Origin of the sequence: Micromonospora sp. NPDC053740 (assembly GCF_040677775.1) — a bacterium.
GTDB lineage: Bacteria > Actinomycetota > Actinomycetes > Mycobacteriales > Micromonosporaceae > Micromonospora > Micromonospora alfalfae.
In genome coordinates, this window is sequence record NZ_JBFASO010000017.1 from 36,552 (window position 1) to 56,063 (window position 19,512).

The following is a 19,512-nucleotide window of genomic DNA, read 5'->3' on the forward strand; positions in this document are numbered from 1 at the left end:
CCCATGGCGTTGTTGCGCTGTCGGGGCCTGCGCAAGGAGTTCGGCGGGCACGCCGTGCTCGACCACCTCGATCTGACCGTCGCCGAGCATCAGGTGGTGGCAGTGATCGGCGCGTCCGGGTCCGGCAAGTCGACCCTGCTGCGCTGCGTCAACCTGCTGGACGATCTCGACGACGGCACCATCGAGTTGGACGGGGAGGACATCTCCGATCCACGGGTGGACCCGGACCGGGTCCGGCGGCGGATCGGCATGGTGTTCCAGGCGTACAACCTCTTTCCGCACCTGAGCGTGTTGGACAACATCACTCTCGCGCCGCGCCGCGTACACGGGCGGGGCCGGGCGGAGGCCGAGGCGCAGGCCCGGGAGCTGCTCGACCGGGTGGGGCTCGGCGCCAAGGCGGACGCCTACCCGGACCGGCTCTCCGGCGGGCAGCAGCAGCGGGTGGCCATCGTCCGGGCGCTGGCCAACTCACCTCGACTGATGCTGCTCGACGAGGTCACCTCCGCGCTCGACCCGGAGCTGGTCGGCGAGGTGCTGGCGATGATCCGCGACCTGAAGGCCGACGGCATGACAATGGTGCTGGCCACCCACGAGATGGGCTTCGCCCGGGAGGTCGCCGACCAGGTGTGCTTCCTCGACGCCGGGCGGGTCGTCGAGAGCGGCCCGCCCGGGCAGGTGCTCGGCGAGCCGACGCAGCCTCGTACCCGGCAGTTCCTGCGCCGGATCATCGAGGCCGGCCGTCTCTGAAGGCCCGCCTTCAGAGACGGCCGAGGCGGAGGCGCCAGAGACGGCCGAGGCGGTCGAGGCGCCAGAGGCGTCAGCCGCCGAAGCCGACCCGCTGGGCGTTGCCCGCCGCAACCGTCCGCACGGCCAACGCCGCGTCGAGCGCCGCCACCGTGGCGGCCCAGCCCTTGTCCTCCGCCGAGCCGGGCAGACCGGCGCGGTCGCGGGCCTGCTCGATGGTCTCCACCGTCAACACTCCGTGCGCCACCGGCTTGCCCTCGTCCAACGCCACCCGGGTCAGCCCGTCGGTGACCGAACGGCAGACGTAGTCGAAGTGGGCGGTGGAACCCCGGACCACCACGCCGAGGGCGACCACCACGTCGCAGCGGCGGGCGAGGGCCTGCGCGACCACCGGCAGCTCGACCGAGCCGGCAACCCGGGCGACCACGGAACGCGCGCCGCACGCCTCGGCGGCTGCCACCGCACGCTCCAGCATGTGGTCGGTCAGCTCGCCGTGCCAGCGGGCGGCAACGACCCCGACGGTCAGCCCCGCGGCGTCGACCGCCTCGACTCCCGGCTCACCGAAACCCGCCATCGTCATGCTCCGATCTCGTCGTTGGCGACCGGACGCCCCAGCGGCGCCTCGGACACCTCGTCCAACTCGTCCAGCAGGTGACCCATCCGGTCCCGCTTGGTGCGCAGGTAGCGCATGTTCTCCGGGTGCGCGCCGACCGGCAGCCCCTCGCGGCCGGTGATGGTCAACCCGTACCCCTCCAGCCCGGCCCGCTTGGCCGGGTTGTTCGTCAGCAGCCGCATCGACCGCACGCCCAGGTCGTAGAGGATCTGCGCGCCGGTGCCGTAGTCGCGTGCGTCGGCCGGCAGACCCAGGTCGAGGTTGGCGTCGACGGTGTCGCGGCCCAGGTCCTGCAACTGGTACGCCTGCAACTTGTGCAGCAGGCCGATGCCGCGTCCCTCGTGCCCCCGGACGTAGAGCACCACGCCCCGGCCTTCCTGCCCGACCCGAGCCAGTGCGGCATCCAGCTGCGGCCCGCAGTCGCAGCGCAGCGAGCCGAACACGTCCCCGGTCAGGCACTCGGAGTGCACCCGGACCAGCACGTCCTGGCCGTCACCGAGGTCACCCAGCACCATCGCGACATGTTCGGCCGGGTCGTGCTCGGCGCGGTAGCCGAGCGCCCGGAAGACCCCGTGCTTCGTTGGCATCCGGGCGTCGGCGACCAGCTCGACCTGCTTCTCGGTACGCCGACGGTAGGCGATCAGGTCGGCGATGGTGACCAGCGTGAGGCCGTGCTCGGCGGAGAACTTCTCCAGGTCCGGCAGGCGCATCATGGTGCCGTCGTCGTTCACCAGCTCGCAGAGCACGCCGGCCGGACGCAGCCCGGCGAGCCGGGTCAGGTCGATCCCCGCCTCGGTGTGCCCCGGTCGGCGCAGCACCCCGCCCTCGCGAGCGCGAAGCGGCACCACGTGCCCGGGGCGGGACAGGTCGGTCGGGTCGGTCGCCGCGCCGGCGAGCAACCGGCTGGTGTGTGCGCGGTCGGCCGCCGAGATGCCGGTGCTGACCCCCTCGCGGGCGTCCACTGTCACCGTGTACGCGGTGCCGCGCCGGTCCTGGTTGGTGTGGTGCATCGGCGGCAGGTCGAGCCGGTCGGCTTCGCTCTCGGTCAGCGCCACGCAGACGTACCCGGAGGTGTGGCGGACCATGAACGCCATCAGCTCCGGCGTGGCCAACTCGGCCGCGAAGATCAGGTCGCCCTCGTTCTCCCGGTCCGCGTCGTCGACCACGACGACCGGCCGGCCGGCCGCGATGTCCGCGACCGCCTGCTCGATATCCCCAAAACTGGTCATGCGACAGCCTCCGTGTAGATGGGCGTACGGACGGTCGCCGGTCGGGCGGCGCGGGAGGTGCGCCACCAGGCGGCGAAGCCCCAGACGCAGAGGGCGCCGTAGATCAGGTACATGACGGCCGAGGGGTAGAACCCGCCGCGCAGCAGCAGCGGCACGCCCACCGCGTCCACGGCGATCCAGAGCAGCCAGAACTCCACCCAGCCGCGGGCCATGCCGTACGTGGCCAGCAGGCTGCCGGTGAGGATCCAGGCGTCGGGCAGCGGGCCCCACGAGCCCAGGGCCTTGAGCAGCGGGTACGCCGCGGCGGTGCCGATCACGGCGGCCACCAGCAGCATCAGTCGCTCCCGTCCGGTGGCCCAGCGCGGCACGACCGCGGCCTGCCCGGCGTCGGCGCGACGGTTGCGCTGCCAGCGCCACCAGCCGTAGACGCTGACCGCGAAGAAGAACACCTGCCGGCCGGCCTGCCCGTACAGGTCGTGCTCCTGCGGGGTGGCGAACACCCCGCCGAGGAAGACGGTGAGGAGCAGCGCGTTACCGATCATGCCGACCGGCCACGCCCAGACCAGCCGGCGCAACCCGAGCAGCGCCGAGACCAGCCCGAACGCGTTGCCGACGATCTCCCTGGCCAGCACCGGAGAGCCGGCTACGTGCACCTGGGCGTCCAGCAGCCAACTGAGCGGACCCATCACGCCACCCCGCCCGGCTGCGCGGCAGCCCCGCTGGCGTCGGCGTGGGTGAGCCGGTCGCCGAGCAGCCGCTCGACGTACTTGGCCAGCACGTCGACCTCCAGGTTGACCGGGTCGCCGACGCCCTTCGCGCCGAGCGTGGTCAGCTTCAGCGTGGTCGGGATCAACCCGACGGCGAACTCGTCCGCGCCGACGGCGGCCACCGTCAACGAGACACCGTCGATGGTGATCGAGCCCTTCTCCACCACGTACCGGGACAGGGCGGCGGGCAGTCGGAACCGGACGGTCTCCCACTGCTCGGCCGGCTCCCGGGAGATCAGCTCACCGACGCCGTCGACGTGGCCCTGCACCAGGTGCCCGCCGAGCCGGCTGCCGAGCGCGGCGGCCCGCTCCAGGTTGACCGGGTCGCCGGGGCGCAGCGCGCCCAGCGCGGAGCGGCGCAGCGTCTCCCCCATCACGTCGGCGGTGAAGACACCGTCGGCCACCTCCACGACGGTCAGGCAGACACCGTTGACGGCGATCGAGTCGCCGTGCCGGGCGTCGGACGTGACCAACGGGCCGCGTACGCCCAGCAGCGCCGAATCGCCTGCCGTCGGCGCCACCCGGACGATCTCGCCCAATTCCTCGATAATGCCGGTGAACATCTCAGCCCTCCCTTTTGCGGGGCAAAGCGGTGATCCGGAGATCCGGACCGATCTGCGTAACGTCGACGAACTCCAGATCGATGGCCTCGGCGATGGTGGTCACTCCCGCGTCGACCAGAGCGGTCGGGCCGGCGCCGAGCAACCGCGGCGCGACGTACCCGACGATCTTGTCGACCAGGCCGGCCTCCAGGAACGCGCCGGCCAGCCGGGGGCCGCCCTCCAGCAGCACCGCACGGACCCCGCGCTGGTGCAGCGTCGCGAGCAGCGCCGACAGGTCGACCCGGCCGTCCGGGTCGGCGCCGACCTCGTCGGCGGTCGCGATCCACGTGCGCGCGGCGCCGTCGCGGACCCGGGCGTCAGCCGGGGTACGCCCCGAGCTGTCCACCACCACCCGCAGCGGCTGCCGGATGGCCAGGCTGCCGTCGCGCAGGTTGCGGGCGGTCAACCGGGGGTCGTCGGCGAGCACCGTGCCCACCCCGGCGATGACCGCGTCGACGGTGCCGCGCAGCGCGTGCACGTCGATCCGGGCCGCCTCCGAGGTGATCCACATGCTGGTGCCGTCCACCGCGGCGGAGCGCCCGTCGAGCGTGGCGGCGTACTTCCAGATCACGTACGGCCAGCCGCGGCGCATCGAGGTCAACCACGCGACGTTGCCGGCCTCGGCCTCCTCGCCGCGTACCCCCAGATCGACCCGGACCCCGGCGGCGCGCAAGGTGGCGGCGCCCCCGGAAGCGACAGGGGTCGGGTCGGGTACGGCGATGACCACCCGGCCCACCCCGGCCTGGACGAGCGCGGAACTACAGGGGCCGGTGCGGCCGGTGTGGTCGCAGGGTTCGAGTGTGACGACAGCTGTGCCGCCCTTGGCCCGCTGCCCGGCCTGCGCCAGGGCGACGATCTCGGCGTGCGGCCCCCCGGCGTAGGCGTGGAAGCCCTCGCCCACCACCTCGCCGTCGGCGTCGAGGAGCACGCACCCGACCACGGGGTTGGGGCTGGTGGTGCCGAGCCCGCGCGCTGCCAACTCGATCGCACGCCGCATCGCCTCATCAACGGAGACGCTGGCCATCGCCCTGCCCCTGCCCTCTCACTCGCCGGTCCGCGCGCGGGCGGTCAGGGAGGCGGTGGCCATGGGGCCACTGGCAGGCGGTGGCGGATTCCGGGAACGGCACAGCCGCCCCGGGAGGGTCGGCACGGCACGCTGAAGCCAGCGGCCGGCTCGGACCCGTCCGTCCCGCGCGCTGTCTCCCATCCGGACTGTCTGGGCGCGGACGAACCGCCCCCAACCGTCGGCCCCGGATTTTCACCAGGTCCACCGGACGGCAGAGCCGTCCGGGTCGCGGGCTGACCACGGTTGGACCGTGGATCACCGCCGGTTCGGAATTTCACCGAGTCCCGCCAGCGCGTGGTGGGTACACGGGAAGTCTTACACGCCGATCCGGCTCTGCCGCCACCTAGGCGAGCTACTTCACAGCGCTATCACGCTCAGGTGACGCCGCGACGCCGGTCCACCGCCACGTAGGAGCCCGGTTGACTCTTGGCCACCGTCTTCATCTCCGAGGCCACCGCTATCGCTTCGAGCGGGTCGGTGAACCGCTTGCCGGCGTCGGAGAGGGACACCCCGATGGAGAGCGTGACCAGGGCAGCCCGCCGGATGTTGCCGCGCCGATCCTTCAACTCGACGAAGCCGCGCTCCCGGTCGGTCTGGTCGTAGAGCGTGTCGGCGGCGTTCTCGAAGTCGACGACCGCCCGGGACGTCAGTGGGCGCACCTGGTCCGGGGCGCAGACGATGACGAAGTCGTCACCGCCGACGTGACCGAGGAAGGCCGGTGGCAGGCCGACGCCCACCACCGCCCGGTGCAGGCTGCGGGCCAGCGCGGAGATGAAGTCGTCGCCACGCACGAAGCCGTACCGGTCGTTGACGCTCTTGAACCGGTCGATGTCGACGTAGCCGACGGCGTAGTCCACGCCGTTCCGGACGCGATCGCTGATCTCCCGACGGATCCGGCTGTTGCCGGGCAGCCCGGTCAGCGGGGAGACCTCCCGGAACTCCTTGTTGCGGCGCAACGTGGACGAGACCCGGGCCACCAGCTCCGCGGTGTCGAACGGCTTGACCAGGTAGTCGTCCGCGCCGGCGCTGAGCCCGTGCACCTTGTCGACCGTCATCCCCTTGGCGGTCAGCATGATCACCGGAAGAGCGGACGTCATCGGGTCGGCGCGCAGCCGGCGGGTCAGCTCCAGCCCGTCGATCCGGGGCATCATGAGGTCGACCACCGCCAGGTCCGGCCGCTGGCGCTCGATGACCTCCAGCGCCTCCTGGCCGTCGTTGGCGTGGATCACCTCGAAGCCGTGCAGCCGCAGGTTGAACTCGACGAACCGGGCGATGTCTTCGTCGTCGTCGACGACGAGAATGATGTCCTTGCGGTCGGCCTCGGGCTCCACCTCAGGCCCCGGGCGCCGCGCGTTCCGCCAGTGCCCGCAGGTGCCGTACCGCCTCTGCCGGGTCGGCGGCCCCGTACACAGCGGTGCCGGCCACGAACGCGTCGGCGCCCGCCGCTGCCGCCTGCTCGATGGTGTCGGCAGCGATACCGCCGTCCACCTCGATGCGCAGCTCCAGGTGCCCGGCCGACGCGTGCCGCCGGGCCGTCCGCACCTTCTCCAGCAGCTGCGGAATGAACCGCTGCCCACCGAAACCTGCCTTGATCGTCATGATCAGCAGGGTGTCGAAGCTGGGCAGCAGGTCCAGGTAGGGCTCGATCGGGGTGTCCCGGTCGATGGCCAGGCCCGCCTTCGCACCGGCCGAACGCAGGTCCTTGGCGAGCGCCACCGGGTCGTCGGACGCCTCCGCGTGGAAGGTGACGTTGTACGCCCCGGCGTCGGCGTACCCGGGGGCCCACCGGCGCGGGTCCTCGATCATCAGGTGCACGTCGAAGGGCATCGCCGTGACGGCCCGCAGGCTCTGCACCACGGGCAGCCCAATGGTCAGGTTCGGCACGAAATGGTTGTCCATCACGTCGACGTGCAACCAGTCCGCGGCGTCCTCGACGGCACGGACCTCTTCGGCGAGTCGGGCGAAATCGGCGGCCAGGATGCTCGGCGCGACGATCGGCGGCGGTACGGTCACGGGGCCAGTGTACGAACGTGGCCACCCGCCACCCGCATCGCGGCACCTTTGGGGACGCCCTGTGACCCAGCAATGACCATTGGTGCAGAATTGGACGCTCCGGACCTCCGAATCCGGACGAACAGACATCAGCCACTGGCCGATCGACGGAAACGCGACGACACTCCAACCGGGACGGTGCCGTAGGCTGCACGCCCGCCGGGGTCTCGCCGCGGGGCGCGGCGACCGGCCGCCAGCTCCCGGGAGGGCGGACGATGCGACGGTGGCTTCCAGCGCTGGTGCTGGCCAGCGTCACGACGATGCTGCTGGCCGGCTGCACGCCGGCCCGGGGCGCGGACGGTGATCTCACCGACGACTGGCCGACGCTGCGGGTTCCGAAGCCGTTCACCCCCGCCACCGACACCTGCCTGCCGCGGATCGCCACTGTCGTGCAGGCCAGCACGTACGAGACGGTGGACTGCGCACGCAACCACCTGGCCGAGACCATCCACGTCGGCACCTTCGTCGGGCCCGACGCACTGACCGAGGCCCGACCGGAACCCGGATCTTCGGCGCTGCGCACGGCTCGCGCCGAGTGCGACCAGCGGGCCCGGCAGGTGCTCGGCGGCGACTGGCACACGGCCCGACTCGCGCTGTCCCTCGCGTTGCCGTCCACGGCCGCCTGGGCCGGCGGCGCCCGCTGGTTCCGCTGCGACATCAGCGAGACCGGCAGCATCGACAACACCCGCCCGGTGAACCGCACCGGCAGCCTGCGCGGCGCGTTGATCGGCGACACGCCGCTGACGCACCGCTGCTTCGACCCCAAGCTGATCGGCGACAACCTCAACTACATGGCGCCGGTGCTCTGCACCGAGCCGCACCGCGCCGAGTTCGTTGGCGTCTACGAGGAACGGGACATGAGCTGGGCGGAGTTCGCCAAGTCCGCCGAACAGGCCCACCAGCGCTGCATGGCGCTGATCGCCGAGTACGCCGCCGTGCCCAACAACAGCGAGCTGCCGTACCGGGCCGGGTCCATCTACTACCCGCCGTCGCAGCGGGAGTGGGAGGAGGGCGACCGTGGAGTGCGCTGTTTCCTGTGGAGCGACGACCGCAAACTCACCCGCTCGATGCGCGGCGCCGGTCCCGAGGGACTGCCCGCGATCTGAGCATCGTTGCCGTATGCTGCTGCGCCGTGGCGCTATCGACCGGCCGGGTCCGGTCGGGGGCCAGCAGCGGCGGGAGGTCGGGATGCGACGGTGGCTGGCGGCGTTCGCCGGGGGTGGGGCGCTGGCCCTGGCGCTGGCCGGGTGCGGCGCACCCGCCGGCATCGACAGTGACCTCATCGACGACTGGCCGGCGCCCGTCGCGGCGCAGCAGTTCGTCCCCGCTGCCGACGTCTGCCACCAGAGCTCCCAGCAGGTCGGCTTCCTGACCGGCTACAACCCGACGGCGTGCACCGAGGCGCACCGGGTGGAGACCATGCACGTCGGCACCCTCACCGGCCCGGGCGCCGACGGCGGCACGCCCCCGCAGCCCGGCTCGGCCGGCATGCGGGCCGCGCAGACCGGGTGCGACACGGCTGTCAACAAGGCGGTGGGGGCCGACTGGCGTTCCGGGCGACTCGGCCTGACCGTCGTGCTGCCGTCGCCGCAGGCCTGGTCGGGCGGAGCCCGCTGGTACCGCTGCGACGTCACCGAGATCGCCAGCATCGACGACACGGCGGTCGACCTGCGCACCGGCACCCTCCGGGGCGCGCTGTCCGGAGCGGCCCCGCTGGCGTACCGCTGCTTCAACCCGAAGCTGGTGAAGGACGACATCGACGAGATGGTGCCGGTCTCCTGCACCGCCAAGCACCACGCCGAGTTCGTCGGCGTCTGGCAGGCGCCGGACACCAGCTACGCCGAGTTCACCCGCAGCACCAAGCGGACCCACCGGGCCTGCCAGACGATGATCGCCAAGTACGCCAAGGTTCCGGACAACTCCCAGCTCGACTTCCGCGCCGGCACGATCTACTACCAGCCGTACGAGGAGGAGTGGCGCAACGGGAACCGGGGCGTGCAGTGCTTCCTCTGGATCTCCGACCGGAACCTGACCCGCTCGATGAAGAACGCCGGCACCAAGGGCCTCCCGGTCACCTAGGGCGTGTGTCAAAGCCCTCGGTCGAGCCGAGCGTGAACGCACGACGTCCGGCCGGTCGGCTGACCGGCCGGACGCATGGAACAGATCAACCTCGGCGCAGGACGGCGAGGAACATCGCGTCGGTGCCGTGGCGGTGTGGCCAGAGCTGCACAGTCGGCCCGTCACCGAGACCGGGCATGCCGGCCGGCAGCAGCGGGCGGGCGTCCACGAAGTCCACCGGAACCCCGCTACGGCGGGCCGCCTCGGTCACCGTCACGTGCGTCTCGACGGTGTGCGGCGAACAGGTGACATAGGCGACCAGGCCACCCGGGCGGACCGCCCGCAGCGCCGCGCCGAGCAGTTCCCGTTGCAGCCGGGTCAGCGGCGGCAGGTCGGACGGTTGGCGACGCCAGCGCGACTCCGGCCGACGACGCAGCGACCCCAGCCCGGTACACGGCGCGTCGACAAGCACCCTGTCGAAGTGCTGTTCCGGCAGTTTCGGGTCGCCGCCGACCTCACGGCCGTCCATGGTCAGCACGGCCACCGGCAGGTCCCGGGTCGCCAGGGAGACCAGCCGGGCGCGGTGCTCGGCCACCTCCACCGCTGTCACCCGGGCACCCCGCTGCGCGGCCAACGCGCCGAGCAGCCCGGCCTTGCCACCCGGGCCGGCGCACAGGTCCAGCCACCGTCCGTCCGGGCCGTCCAGCGGCGCGTCGGCGAGCGCGGTGGCCACCAACTGGGAGCCCTCGTCCTGGACGTGGGCCCGGCCGTCGACCACCGCCGGGATGTCGCCCGGCGACCCGCCGGGCAGATAGACGGCGTACGGCGAGAAGGCACCCGGCGCACCACCGACCTGGTCGGCTAGCTCGACCGGGTCGATCAGGCCGGGCCGGGCGCACAGGTGCACCGGCGGGCGCTCATTGTCCTCGATCAGGAGACGCTCCGTCTCACCCAGATCGCCGCCGAGCGCCTCGGAGAAGGCCCGCACGATCCACTGCGGGTGGCTGTACGCCAGCGCGAGGTGCCCGACCGGGTCGGTCTCCATCGGTGGAGCGAGCTTCGCCACCCAGGCGTCCGCGTCACGGGTGGACACCTCGCGCAGCACCGCGTTGGCGAAACCGGTGGCGCCCGGTGCTACCGAACGGACCAGGTCCACAGTCGAGGAGACAGCGGCGTGCGGGGGCACCCGGGTGTGCAGGAGTTGGTACGCCCCGAGCCGCAGCGCGTCGCGTACCGGCGGGTCGATCCGGGCCACGTCCCGGCCGGCAGCGTCGGTCAGGATCGCGTCCAACGTGCCCAGGTGGCGCAGGGTGCCGTAGGTCAGCTCGGTGGCGAAGGCCGCGTCCCGACCGAACAACCCCTCTTCCCGCAGGATGATGGGCAGCACCAGGTTGGCGAACGCGTCGTCCCGGTGCACCGCCGCCACCGCCTCGTACGCGGCGCGGCGCGGTCGGTCCAGCGGTGGTCGGACCGGACGCCGGTCCCCGCCACGGCCGGTCGACGGGCCGGAGCGCGTCGGTCGGGTTCCCTCCGGTGCCGTCACGCGAAGTCCTCTCCAGTGCCGACCCGGACGCCGCGCGCCCAGTCGGTAGCGTCCATCGCCCGCTTGCCCGCGGCGCGGACCTCGCCGAGACGTACCGGCACTGTCGCCGTGCCGGCCAGCACCCGGGACTTCTCCACCAGCAACTCCCCCGGCTTCAGCTCGGGGCCGTCGGGCACCGGGACGACCGGGCCGAGTTTCACCCGCTCGTCGCGGAACGTGGTCCAGCCACCCGGAGCGGGCGTGCAGGCCCGGATCCGCCGGTCCACGGCGAAGGCCGGGTCGCTCCAGCGCACCCGCGCGTCATCCACTGTCAGCTTCGGCGCCAGCGACACCCCGTCGGCCGGCTGCGGCTCGGCGCGGGCGGTGCCGTCGGCGATCGCGTCGAGCACCGCCACCAGCAGCCCGGCGCCGGAATCGGCGAGCCGCCCCAGCAGGTCGCCTGAGGTGTCGGTGGCGCGGATCTCGTCGGTCAGCGTGCCGTAGACCGGGCCGGTGTCGAGGCCCTCCTCCAACTGGAAGACGCTGGCCCCGGTCAGCTCGTCACCGTGCAGCACGGCGTGCTGCACGGGTGCGGCGCCACGCCACGCGGGCAGCAGGGAGAAGTGCAGGTTGATCCAGCCGTGCCGGGGGATCTCCAGGGCCGCCGGCGGCACCAGCGCGCCGTAGGCGACCACCGGCACGCAGTCCGGCTCCAACTCGCGCAGCCGGTCGAGGAACTCCGGCTCGCGGGGGCGGGCCGGTGTGAGCACCTCGACGCCGTGCTCGTCGGCCCACGCGCCGACCGGCGAGCGGGACAGGCCCCGCCCACGCCCGGCGGGCGCGTCGGGTCGGGTGACCACTGCCACCAGCTCGTGTCGGGAGGCGGCGACGGCGGCCAGGGCGGGAACGGCGACGGCCGGCGTACCGGCGAAGATCACGCGCATCCGGGTCAGCGCCCCAGACCGAAGGGGTCGCTGATGTGCGGGCTGAGCTTGACGGTGGGCGGGGCCGCCGCGTCGTACCACTCGGCCTGGCGGATCGCCTTCATGGCTTCCTTGCGCCCCTCCGGGTCCAGTCGGTCCAGGAAGAGCACCCCGTCGAGGTGGTCGGTCTCGTGCTGCACGCAGCGCGCCATCAGGCCGGTGCCGACGATCTGCATAGGGTCGCCGAACGAGCTGAAGCCCTTGGCGACGACGTTCTGCCGACGTTTGGTGTCGAAGTAGAGCCCGGGGATGGACAGGCAGCCCTCCGGGCCGTCCTGCTCCTCCTCGTCGGGGAACTCCAGCACCGGGTTGATCAGGTGCCCGAGGACGTCGTCGACGTCGAAGGTGAACACCCGTAGGCTCACACCGAGCTGCGGCGCGGCCAGGCCGGCGCCGTTCTGCTCACGCATCGTGTCGGTGAGGTCGGCGACGAGCCGACGTAGCTCGGCGTCGAAGTCGACCACCGGATCGGCCGGCGTGCGCAGCACCGGATCCCCAAACAGACGGATGGGCTGGACGGTCACGCGGGACGGCTCCTTCTTCGGGTGGACGAGCGGTGCCGTACCAGTCTACGGAGTGCCCGGCCGGACACCGGGCGGCGCACCTCGCTCAACCACCGCCGGTGTGCCCAGCGTCACCGGCGGACTCCCCGGCCAACAGCTCCCGCACCCGCTCGGCGTCCGGGTGGCCGAGATCGTCGAGGATGACCAGTGCCCGCCGCCAGGTGCGCGCGGCGCCGGCCGCGTCCCCCACCGCCTGCCGGCTCTCGCCGAGCCGGGACAGGGTGTCCGCCTCGTCGTAGCGGTCGCTGACCCGCCGGTACAGCCCGAGGGCCCGCTGGAAACAGCGGATCGCGGCCCGGTGGTCGGCCAGTCGGGCGTGGATGAAGCCGAGGCTGTCCCAGGTGTTCGCCTCGCCGTGCCGGTCGCCCGTCGTCCGCAGCAGCGCCAACGCCTCCCGGCAGTGCCCGAGCGCCGGCTCGTACTGGCCGAGCTGGGCGTACGCCCACCCCACCGCGTTGCGGGCGCTGGCCTCCCCGGCGACGTGCCCGGAGGCCCGGTACAGCGCCAGCGCCCGCTCGCTCTGCTCCAGGGACTCGGCGTGCCGACCGAGACCGTCGAGCATCGCGCCGAACGCCCGGTGGGTGCGGGCCTGCCCGGTGTGGTCAGCCAGCTCCGCGAAGATCACCAGGGCCTGCCGGTAGTTCCTCGCCGCCTCGTTCACCCGGCCCAGGCGGGACAGCACCCGGGCGAGGTCGCGGTGGGCGTTCGCCTGCCCCTGTCGGTCGCCGGCCCGCTGCGCCCCGGCCAGGGCGTTGCGCTGGGCCACGGCCAGGTCCGGCCACCGCCCCCGGCGTTGCAGGAAGTCCACAAGTGTCCAGGCCAGCTGCCACGCATGGCAGTCGAACCCGACCCGTCTCGCGTGGGCGACCGCCGCCAGCAGCACCGGATACTCGACGCTGAACCAGACGAGCGCCTGATTGAGGTCGGCGATCTCCTCGGGGAGCACACCCGGCGCGGCGGCGGTGAGGGTGACCGGGTCCCGTCCCGGTTGCAGCAGCAGCGCCGCCGCGTGCGCGGTGTGCAGGTAGTGGTCCAGCCCACGCCGGATCGCGGCCCGCCGGACCCCCTCCGGTTCGAGGCGTTCGACCTGCTCGGCCGCGTACGCCCGGAGCAGGTCGTGCGCGCCGAACCGGCCGGGGGCGTGCTCGGTGACGAGGTGCGCGTGGGCCAGCTCGGCCAGCAGTCGGGGCACCTGGGCCCGAGGCAGCCCGGCCAGACTGGCCGCCGCGGCGAACCCGATGTCCGGTCCGGGATGGCAGCCGAAGAGCCGGAACAGGCGGGCCGCCGCCGGGGTCAGGCTCCGGTACGACCAGGAGAAGACGGCCTGCACGTCGGTGCCGGCGTCCCCTCCGTCGAACGAGTCGAGTGGTCGCGGCGCCGCCCGCAGTTCGGCCGCGAGGGTGGCCAGCGGGAACGTCGGCTTCTCCGCGGCTCTCGCGGCGAGCACTGCCAGCGCCAGCGGCAGCCGCGCACACCGCTCGATGATCTCGTCCACCGCCTGCGGCTCGGCCGCCAACCGGTCCGTGCCGAGCCGCCGGGCCAACAGTTGCCAGGCCTCGGCGGCGCTGAGCAGGTCGACGCCGATCGGCCGGGCGCCTTCGGCGGCGATCAGCCCGGCGAGCCGGTTGCGGCTGGTTACCAGGACCAGGCAGGTCGGGCTGCCGACCAGCAGGGGTCGGATCTGGTCGGCGTCACGGGCGTTGTCCAGCAGCACCAGCATCCGGCGGCCGGCGAGCAGGCTGCGGTAGAGGCCCACCTGCGCGGGCAGGTGGGTGGGGATGCGCTCGGGCGGCACCTCGAGTGCCTCCAGGAAACCGCGGACCGCCTCGACGGCCGTCACCACAGTTCCGGTGGCGTCGAACCCGCGCAGGTCGACGTAGAGCTGGCCGTCCGGGAAGCGATCGGCGACCCGGTGCGCGAAGTTCACAGCGAGGGTCGTCTTGCCGACCCCGGCCGTACCGGACAACGTCATGACGGTGACCGACGCCACGCCGTCGTCCTCGGACCCCCCGGCGCGAGCGCATGCGTCGTCGAGCTGGGCGAGTTGGGCCGCACGCCCGACGAACCCGGGCAGCGCCGGGGGCAGTTGGCGGGGTGTCGGGAACCGGTGAAGCGTGGCGTCGGCGCCTGGGCCGCCGGCCCTGGCCCGCGCCGCCGCCCGCCGGGTGGTGGCCCGGTCGCGGTTCGGGCTGCGACGCCGCTCCTCGACCCGGTCCCGCGCCGTGGCCAGCACTCCCTGTTCGGCGGGGGTGGCCCCGAGCAGTCGGATGAGAGCGTCGAACCGTTCCGGCGGCGGCAGGATGTTGCCGGCGAAGTACTCGCCGATGATCCCGCGCGACCAGCCGGTCTTCGCGGCCAACTGCCGGTACGTCAGCAGGGTCTCGCCCTGCTGACGGGCTTCTCGGCGGCGTAGCTGGCGCAGCAGTCCGGCCAACTCGGGCAGTGTCTGCGCCTCGGTGCCGGCGCGGGCCAACTCGGGTGACCCATGTGACGTCTGATGAGTGCCGGAAGGTATCCACTGCTCAGACATGCGACCCCCACCCCGGTCATCCGGCCCCGGATGCGCACGGGCAGGGTAATTCCGGCCCCGCGCCGCTCGATAGATGGTTGCCAATGTATGACAGTTCCACTACGGACGGTTTCCCCGTCCGGCGGTGTCCAACGGTGTCCAGGCCCGTCCAGGATCCGTCCCGAGGCGTCGACACCAGTGCCACCGTCCTGGTGCGGGCCCGGCCCGCTCCACGACACCTGGGGGAAGAGGTACCCGATGATCCGTCCACAACCGACCACCCGACGCCCCGTGGCGCTGTTGCGTCGCGTCGCCATCACCGCGATCGGTCTCACGCTGCTCGCCGCGGGCCTGACCACCACCCCGGCCGCCGCCGCACCGGGCGGCAAGGCCACCACCGCCGGATCCTTCGTCGACAGCACACCGGTGCCCGGCGGCTTCGCCTCCTGGTCGGAGTTGCTCGGGCTGCAGCAGCGCATGAACACCGCCGCCGAGCGGATCACGAAGGTGGCCGAGCGCAGCCCGAACTCCGGCTTCGCCGGCATCGTCGCCGACCCCACCACCCGCCACCTTCAGGTCTACTGGAAGGGTGAGCCGCCGGCGAGCCTGGTGACCACCGCCCGTTCCACCGTCGCCACCACGGTGCTGCCCGCCGCGTACTCGCAGCGGGAACTGCTTGCCGCAGCCGATCGGCTGCGGGCCAAGGCCGGAAACGAGATCACCACTGTCGGGCCGCGCGCCGACGGCGCCGGCCTGCTCGTCGGCACGCAGGACGGGCTGCTCGGCGCGACGGCCATGGCCGGCGTGCCGGTGACCGTGCAGACCAGGGTCGCCGCCGCGCCCGCGACGCGGTGGGACGACAGCGCGCCGTGGTGGGGCGGTGCCGCCTGGCGCAACGCCACCACCGGCGGTGGCTGCTCGACCGGCTTCGGGGTCTTCAAGAACGGGAACGCGCGGATCCTCTCCGCCGCGCACTGCGGCAACCTCAACAACGTCGCGACCGATCCGACCGGCCAGTCGATGGGCACCGTCAGCACCCGCAACGCCGGCACCGACACCCTGCTGTTGTCGGCCGGCGCCGGCGGCCGGGTCTTCAACAACAGCACCGCCGCGAACGGCGACGTGGTCAGTGAGTTCAGCAACCAGGTGATCGGCGCGTCGGCCAGCCAGGTCGGCAACTGGGTGTGCACCTCGGGCGCGTACTCCGGCACCCGCTGCTCGATCCAGGTGAAGGCCCGCAACCTCTGCATCAACGTGCGCGACTTCGGTCAGGTCTGCGGCCAGGTCCAGGCGGAGAACACCACAGTCGCCAACGCCGTCGGTCAGGGCGACAGCGGTGGCCCGGTGGAGATCGTGAACGCTGCGAACACGCTCCAGGTCTGGGCGACCGGCACCACCACCGCCATCGACGACACCTTCACGTCGACGACCTGTACCGGCTACGTGAAGACCGGTCGGGTCTGCGCCTGGCGGTTCTACTACGAGGACATCTTCTCCGGCATGGCCGGCGTCGGCGCCACGGGCGTCGTCCTCGGCTGAGCCGTATCGGCGATCGCCGAACGACTCGGTGGCCGGGCCGGCGCGCGTACCCCGCGCGTCGGCCCGGCCTCACGCCGGTTCAGACGCTGGCGCCCGGGTCCCCGGCGAGCACCGCGTCGCCGCGGAGCAGCGCGGGCTCGGGCAGCGGCAGTTGGATCTTGTGAGCCGCCTCCCAGTCGTAGATCAGACCCGGGCGCACCTGGGCGGCGAAGTAGTCGATGGCGTTCATCCCACCCACCACCGGCTCGTCGACCTCGGCGACCAACTGGGCCGGGACCATGGAGAACCCGTTCTGCAGGGCAGCGCTGAGGCGGCGATGACCGTCGACGACGAAGAAGTACTCACCGGTGAACCCGATCTTCAACGGTTCGAGGGCCTCGTCGCCGGCCTCGGCCACCCCACCGACGAAGTCGGTGTCCCACAGACCCCGCAGGGTGGCGATGTCCTCGGTCGGGTAGACCCGGGCCGGGTCCAGCAGCAGCAGCGGCGGCCCGTCGCGCAGCACCTCGGCACCGAGCGTGCCCTCGTACGCGGCCACGATGTGCTCGATCACCTCGCTGGCGGTGGCCCGGGTGGTGTCACAGATCAGGTCGTAGTTGCGCAGACGGGCCTTGTCCACCCCGTAACGGATGATGAACCGGCTGCGCTCGCTCGCGCTGCGCTCCCGGAGCTTGGCCTTGGCCTCGTCCAGCGAGGCGTAGCTCTCGGCCGGGCCGGACGGTCGGGCGAGCACCCGGCGGGCCGCCTCGCCCGGCTCGGTGATCATGTGCACCTTGAGCGCGTCGGTGAAGAAGTGCCAGGCCAGCCGGGAGTCCATGATGAGGCGCTCACCGGAGGCGGCGATGTCCCGCTGGAGCTGGTCGACGTAGCCGTCGACGGCCTGGTCGAGCTCGGCGTGCAGATTGAGTTGCAGGGCGGTCATCTGCCGCTGCTGCGCCATCTCCCGGTAGAGGTCCCCCACGCTGACCCGGCGCATGCCGAGCCGCTTGGCGATCTCGACCGACACGGTGCTCTTGCCGCTGCCGAGGTCGCCGTTGAAGACGATCGATTGTCCAACGGTCACGACTGGTCCACCCCTGATCACCGGATCACTGACATCATCGACCTCGCGCCCGACCGACGCGTTCCCGCCATCGTCGCGCCATCCCGCGACGGCTCCAGCTTGGCGCGGCTGACGCCCCCTCGCGACCTGGAGCCCGTCGTACGCCTTGGCATGACGGGCGATGCTACCACTCGGACGCCAGCGCTCTGCCGGACGCGGTGTGCGAGGGCCGCCGGCAGCGGGCGAGGTCCGCGACCGCCGGCACCGGCCGAAACGCCTCAGAACAGGCTCAGCGGATCGACCTGGAGACGAACCGGATCGGCGGCCTTGCGGGCGGCCCGGACGCCAGCGGCCGAGTGCAACGCCTCGGCGAGCGCTGCGGCCCGGGCCCGGGGCACCCGGACCAACATCCGCTCCCGGCCCTCCTCGGCCGGGACCGGCCCGAGCACCTCGGCGTCGTCCGGCAGCCGGGCCGCCGCCAGCAGGTCCGCCACCGCCTCGGCCGCTCCGGTGACGCTCGCCATCCGCACGGCCGGCGGGAAGCCCAGCTCGCGACGCTCGGCCAGCTCCCGACCGGCGAACCAGGCGGCGTCCCAGCGCAGCAGCGCCTGCACGGGGGCGAGCGCGCCGTCGGCGACCACCACCACCCGACCGGCCGGCGCAGGGCGGGCCAGGGCCGCCGCCGCCAGCCAGCGGCGCAGCGCCTCCTCGCCGGCGCGCAGGTCGGCCCGGGTCAGCAGGGCCCACGAGTCGAGCAGCAGCACCGCGCCGTAGCCGCCCTCGGCGACCGGCTCGGCGCCCGGGGTGGCCACCACGAGGGCCGCGCCACCCGGCACGTCGGTCAGTACCTCCTCGCGCCCCGAGGTGCGCACCGGGACGTCGGGGAACGCCCGACCCAGCTCCTCGGCGGTCCGCCGGGCCCCGGTCACCGCTGCCCGCAGCCGCCGCCCACCGCACTCCGGGCAGGCGTACGCGGCCGCCACCCTGGCGCACCACCGGCAGGCCGGCGTGCCGCCGGCCGAGGGCAGCGCGAGCGGGCCGGCGCAGTGCGCGCAGCGGGCCGGGGTGCGGCACTCGGCGCAGGAGATCGACGGGAGGTAGCCACGGCGGGGCACCTGCACCAGCACCGGCAGGTCCTGGCGGAGCGCGTCGCGGGCAGCCGTCCAGGCCAGGCTGGGCAGCCGGGCGGTGGCGGCCCCGGGGTCGCGGGCCAGTTGCGGGTCGTCCCCGGTCGGCGCGATGGCCGGGATCCGCGCCCGCACGGTGGCCCGGTCGGCGACCACCTCCGGGGCCCAGCCCGTCTCCACCAGCAGCTGCGCCTCGGCCGTCCGGGCGTACCCGCCGACCAGCGCGCCGGCCTCGGCGAGGTGGGCGCGGGTGAGCAGCACGTCGCGGGCGTGCGGGTAGGGCGCCCGGGGCTCGGAGTGCAGGTCGTCACCGTCGTCCCAGACGGCGACGAGGCCGAGCCGGGCCACCGGGGCGAACATCGCCGCCCGGGTGCCGATCACCACCGGCACCCGGCCACGGCGAGCGGCGAGGAACGCCCGGTAGCGCCGGGCCGGACCGAGCGCGGCGGAGAGGGTGACGTGCCGCCCCGGGCCGAGGACGCCGGTGAGCGCCGCGTCGAGGCGGTCGAGGTCACGCGCGTCGGGCACCACGACCACCGCGCCGCGCCCACCGGCGACGGTGGCCGCCACCGCGTCGGCGTAACGGGCCGCCCAGTCCTCACCGGGCAGCGCCGACCAGACCGCGCGGGGCGCACGGCCGTCGACGAGCGCCCGCAGCAGGGCCGGGCCGGCCGGGTAGTCGCGCCACCCGCGTGGGTCGAAGGCCCCGGTGGGGGCCGTCGGGGTGGGTGGCTCGTCGTGGGGCTCCTTCTCCACCCGCGCGTGCCGGGGTGGCACGGCGAGCCGGAGCACGTCGGCGAGGCTGCCCGCGTACCGGTCGGCGACCGCCCGGGCCAGCCGGGCGACCTCGGGGGCCAGCACCGGCTCCGGGGAGACCACCTTCTCCAGGTACGCGAGGCGGCCGGTGTGCCCGGAGTCGTCGGCGCGTGACAGCAACCACCCGTCGACGAGTTGCCCGGCGAAGCGCACCTTCACCCGGGTACCGGGCACCGCCACCTCGTCCAGCTCCGCCGGCACCAGGTAGTCGAACGGCCGGTCCAGGTGCGCCAGTCCGACATCCACGCAGACGCGTGCGACCGGCGACCCATCAGCGGGT

At 73.3% G+C, this 19,512-nt stretch carries 17 protein-coding genes and 1 riboswitch; of the genes, 4 read left to right on the forward strand and 13 right to left on the reverse strand.

Annotation, left to right across the window (positions count from 1 at the left end):
* The first annotated feature begins 3 nt into the window (after positions 1-3).
* Positions 4-747: an amino acid ABC transporter ATP-binding protein gene (locus AB0K35_RS33080; protein ID WP_274526410.1), complete on the forward strand. Its 744-nt coding sequence runs from the start codon at positions 4-6 to the stop codon at positions 745-747.
* 70 nt (positions 748-817) lie between these two features.
* Here the strand turns inward: AB0K35_RS33080 and ribH are convergent, their stop codons facing one another.
* The 7 genes from ribH to rpe form a co-directional block, all read right to left on the reverse strand.
* Entirely contained in the window at positions 818-1,318 is a 501-nt protein-coding gene (gene ribH, locus AB0K35_RS33085; RefSeq protein ID WP_091401939.1) for a 6,7-dimethyl-8-ribityllumazine synthase, read from the reverse strand.
* A gap of 2 nt (positions 1,319-1,320) precedes the next feature.
* On the reverse strand, positions 1,321-2,586 hold the full coding sequence (locus AB0K35_RS33090) for a bifunctional 3,4-dihydroxy-2-butanone-4-phosphate synthase/GTP cyclohydrolase II (RefSeq protein WP_238671585.1): 1,266 nt from the start codon (positions 2,584-2,586) through the stop codon (positions 1,321-1,323).
* Positions 2,583-3,272, reverse strand: coding sequence for a nicotinamide riboside transporter PnuC (gene pnuC, locus AB0K35_RS33095; protein ID WP_112584599.1), 690 nt, complete (start codon positions 3,270-3,272; stop codon positions 2,583-2,585). Before pnuC ends, AB0K35_RS33090 begins: the two co-directional genes overlap by 4 nt.
* Positions 3,272-3,916 (reverse strand): riboflavin synthase, encoded by a 645-nt coding sequence (locus tag AB0K35_RS33100; protein WP_357366696.1) that lies wholly within the window; start codon positions 3,914-3,916, stop codon positions 3,272-3,274. The genes pnuC and AB0K35_RS33100 overlap by 1 nt, the downstream gene beginning before the upstream one ends.
* 1 nt (position 3,917) lies before the next feature.
* Positions 3,918-4,979 (reverse strand): bifunctional diaminohydroxyphosphoribosylaminopyrimidine deaminase/5-amino-6-(5-phosphoribosylamino)uracil reductase RibD, encoded by a 1,062-nt coding sequence (gene ribD, locus AB0K35_RS33105; RefSeq protein ID WP_363890504.1) that lies wholly within the window; start codon positions 4,977-4,979, stop codon positions 3,918-3,920.
* Positions 4,980-5,146: 167 nt separating this feature from the next.
* A riboswitch (FMN riboswitch) is annotated at positions 5,147-5,317 on the reverse strand.
* Positions 5,318-5,395: 78 nt separating this feature from the next.
* On the reverse strand, positions 5,396-6,433 hold the full coding sequence (locus AB0K35_RS33110) for a response regulator (protein WP_363890542.1): 1,038 nt from the start codon (positions 6,431-6,433) through the stop codon (positions 5,396-5,398).
* Entirely contained in the window at positions 6,354-7,034 is a 681-nt protein-coding gene (gene rpe, locus AB0K35_RS33115) for a ribulose-phosphate 3-epimerase (protein ID WP_238671589.1), read from the reverse strand. The genes AB0K35_RS33110 and rpe overlap by 80 nt, the downstream gene beginning before the upstream one ends.
* 254 nt (positions 7,035-7,288) lie before the next feature.
* Between rpe and AB0K35_RS33120 the strand changes: the two genes are divergently transcribed.
* Both AB0K35_RS33120 and AB0K35_RS33125 read left to right on the forward strand, forming a co-directional pair.
* Complete coding sequence (locus tag AB0K35_RS33120) at positions 7,289-8,179, forward strand: septum formation family protein (protein WP_238671590.1); 891 nt, start codon at positions 7,289-7,291, stop codon at positions 8,177-8,179.
* Positions 8,180-8,261: 82 nt separating this feature from the next.
* On the forward strand, positions 8,262-9,152 hold the full coding sequence (locus tag AB0K35_RS33125; RefSeq protein ID WP_238671626.1) for a septum formation family protein: 891 nt from the start codon (positions 8,262-8,264) through the stop codon (positions 9,150-9,152).
* A gap of 85 nt (positions 9,153-9,237) precedes the next feature.
* Here AB0K35_RS33125 and AB0K35_RS33130 read toward each other — a convergent pair whose 3' ends face one another.
* The 4 genes from AB0K35_RS33130 to AB0K35_RS33145 all read right to left on the reverse strand — a co-directional run bounded on the left by AB0K35_RS33130 (position 9,238) and on the right by AB0K35_RS33145 (position 14,729).
* A complete protein-coding gene (locus AB0K35_RS33130) occupies positions 9,238-10,674 on the reverse strand; it encodes a transcription antitermination factor NusB (protein WP_238671591.1) in 1,437 nt (478 codons plus the stop codon).
* On the reverse strand, positions 10,671-11,597 hold the full coding sequence (gene fmt, locus AB0K35_RS33135) for a methionyl-tRNA formyltransferase (protein ID WP_238671592.1): 927 nt from the start codon (positions 11,595-11,597) through the stop codon (positions 10,671-10,673). The genes AB0K35_RS33130 and fmt overlap by 4 nt, the downstream gene beginning before the upstream one ends.
* A 5-nt stretch (positions 11,598-11,602) precedes the next feature.
* Positions 11,603-12,160, reverse strand: coding sequence for a peptide deformylase (def, locus tag AB0K35_RS33140; protein WP_091401921.1), 558 nt, complete (start codon positions 12,158-12,160; stop codon positions 11,603-11,605).
* 85 nt (positions 12,161-12,245) lie between these two features.
* Positions 12,246-14,729: a tetratricopeptide repeat protein gene (locus tag AB0K35_RS33145; RefSeq protein ID WP_363890509.1), complete on the reverse strand. Its 2,484-nt coding sequence runs from the start codon at positions 14,727-14,729 to the stop codon at positions 12,246-12,248.
* A 237-nt stretch (positions 14,730-14,966) separates the two neighbouring features.
* On the opposite strand from AB0K35_RS33145, the gene AB0K35_RS33150 reads away from it, so the two are divergent.
* Positions 14,967-16,247 carry a S1 family peptidase gene (locus tag AB0K35_RS33150; protein ID WP_238671594.1) on the forward strand — a complete coding sequence of 427 codons (1,281 nt, stop codon included), beginning with the start codon at positions 14,967-14,969 and terminating at the stop codon, positions 16,245-16,247.
* A gap of 79 nt (positions 16,248-16,326) precedes the next feature.
* Here AB0K35_RS33150 and AB0K35_RS33155 read toward each other — a convergent pair whose 3' ends face one another.
* Both AB0K35_RS33155 and AB0K35_RS33160 read right to left on the reverse strand, forming a co-directional pair.
* On the reverse strand, positions 16,327-17,310 hold the full coding sequence (locus AB0K35_RS33155) for an AAA family ATPase (protein ID WP_363890514.1): 984 nt from the start codon (positions 17,308-17,310) through the stop codon (positions 16,327-16,329).
* Between the two features lie 257 nt (positions 17,311-17,567).
* On the reverse strand, positions 17,568-19,478 hold the full coding sequence (locus AB0K35_RS33160) for a primosomal protein N' (protein WP_238671596.1): 1,911 nt from the start codon (positions 19,476-19,478) through the stop codon (positions 17,568-17,570).
* Positions 19,479-19,512: the final 34 nt, after the last annotated feature.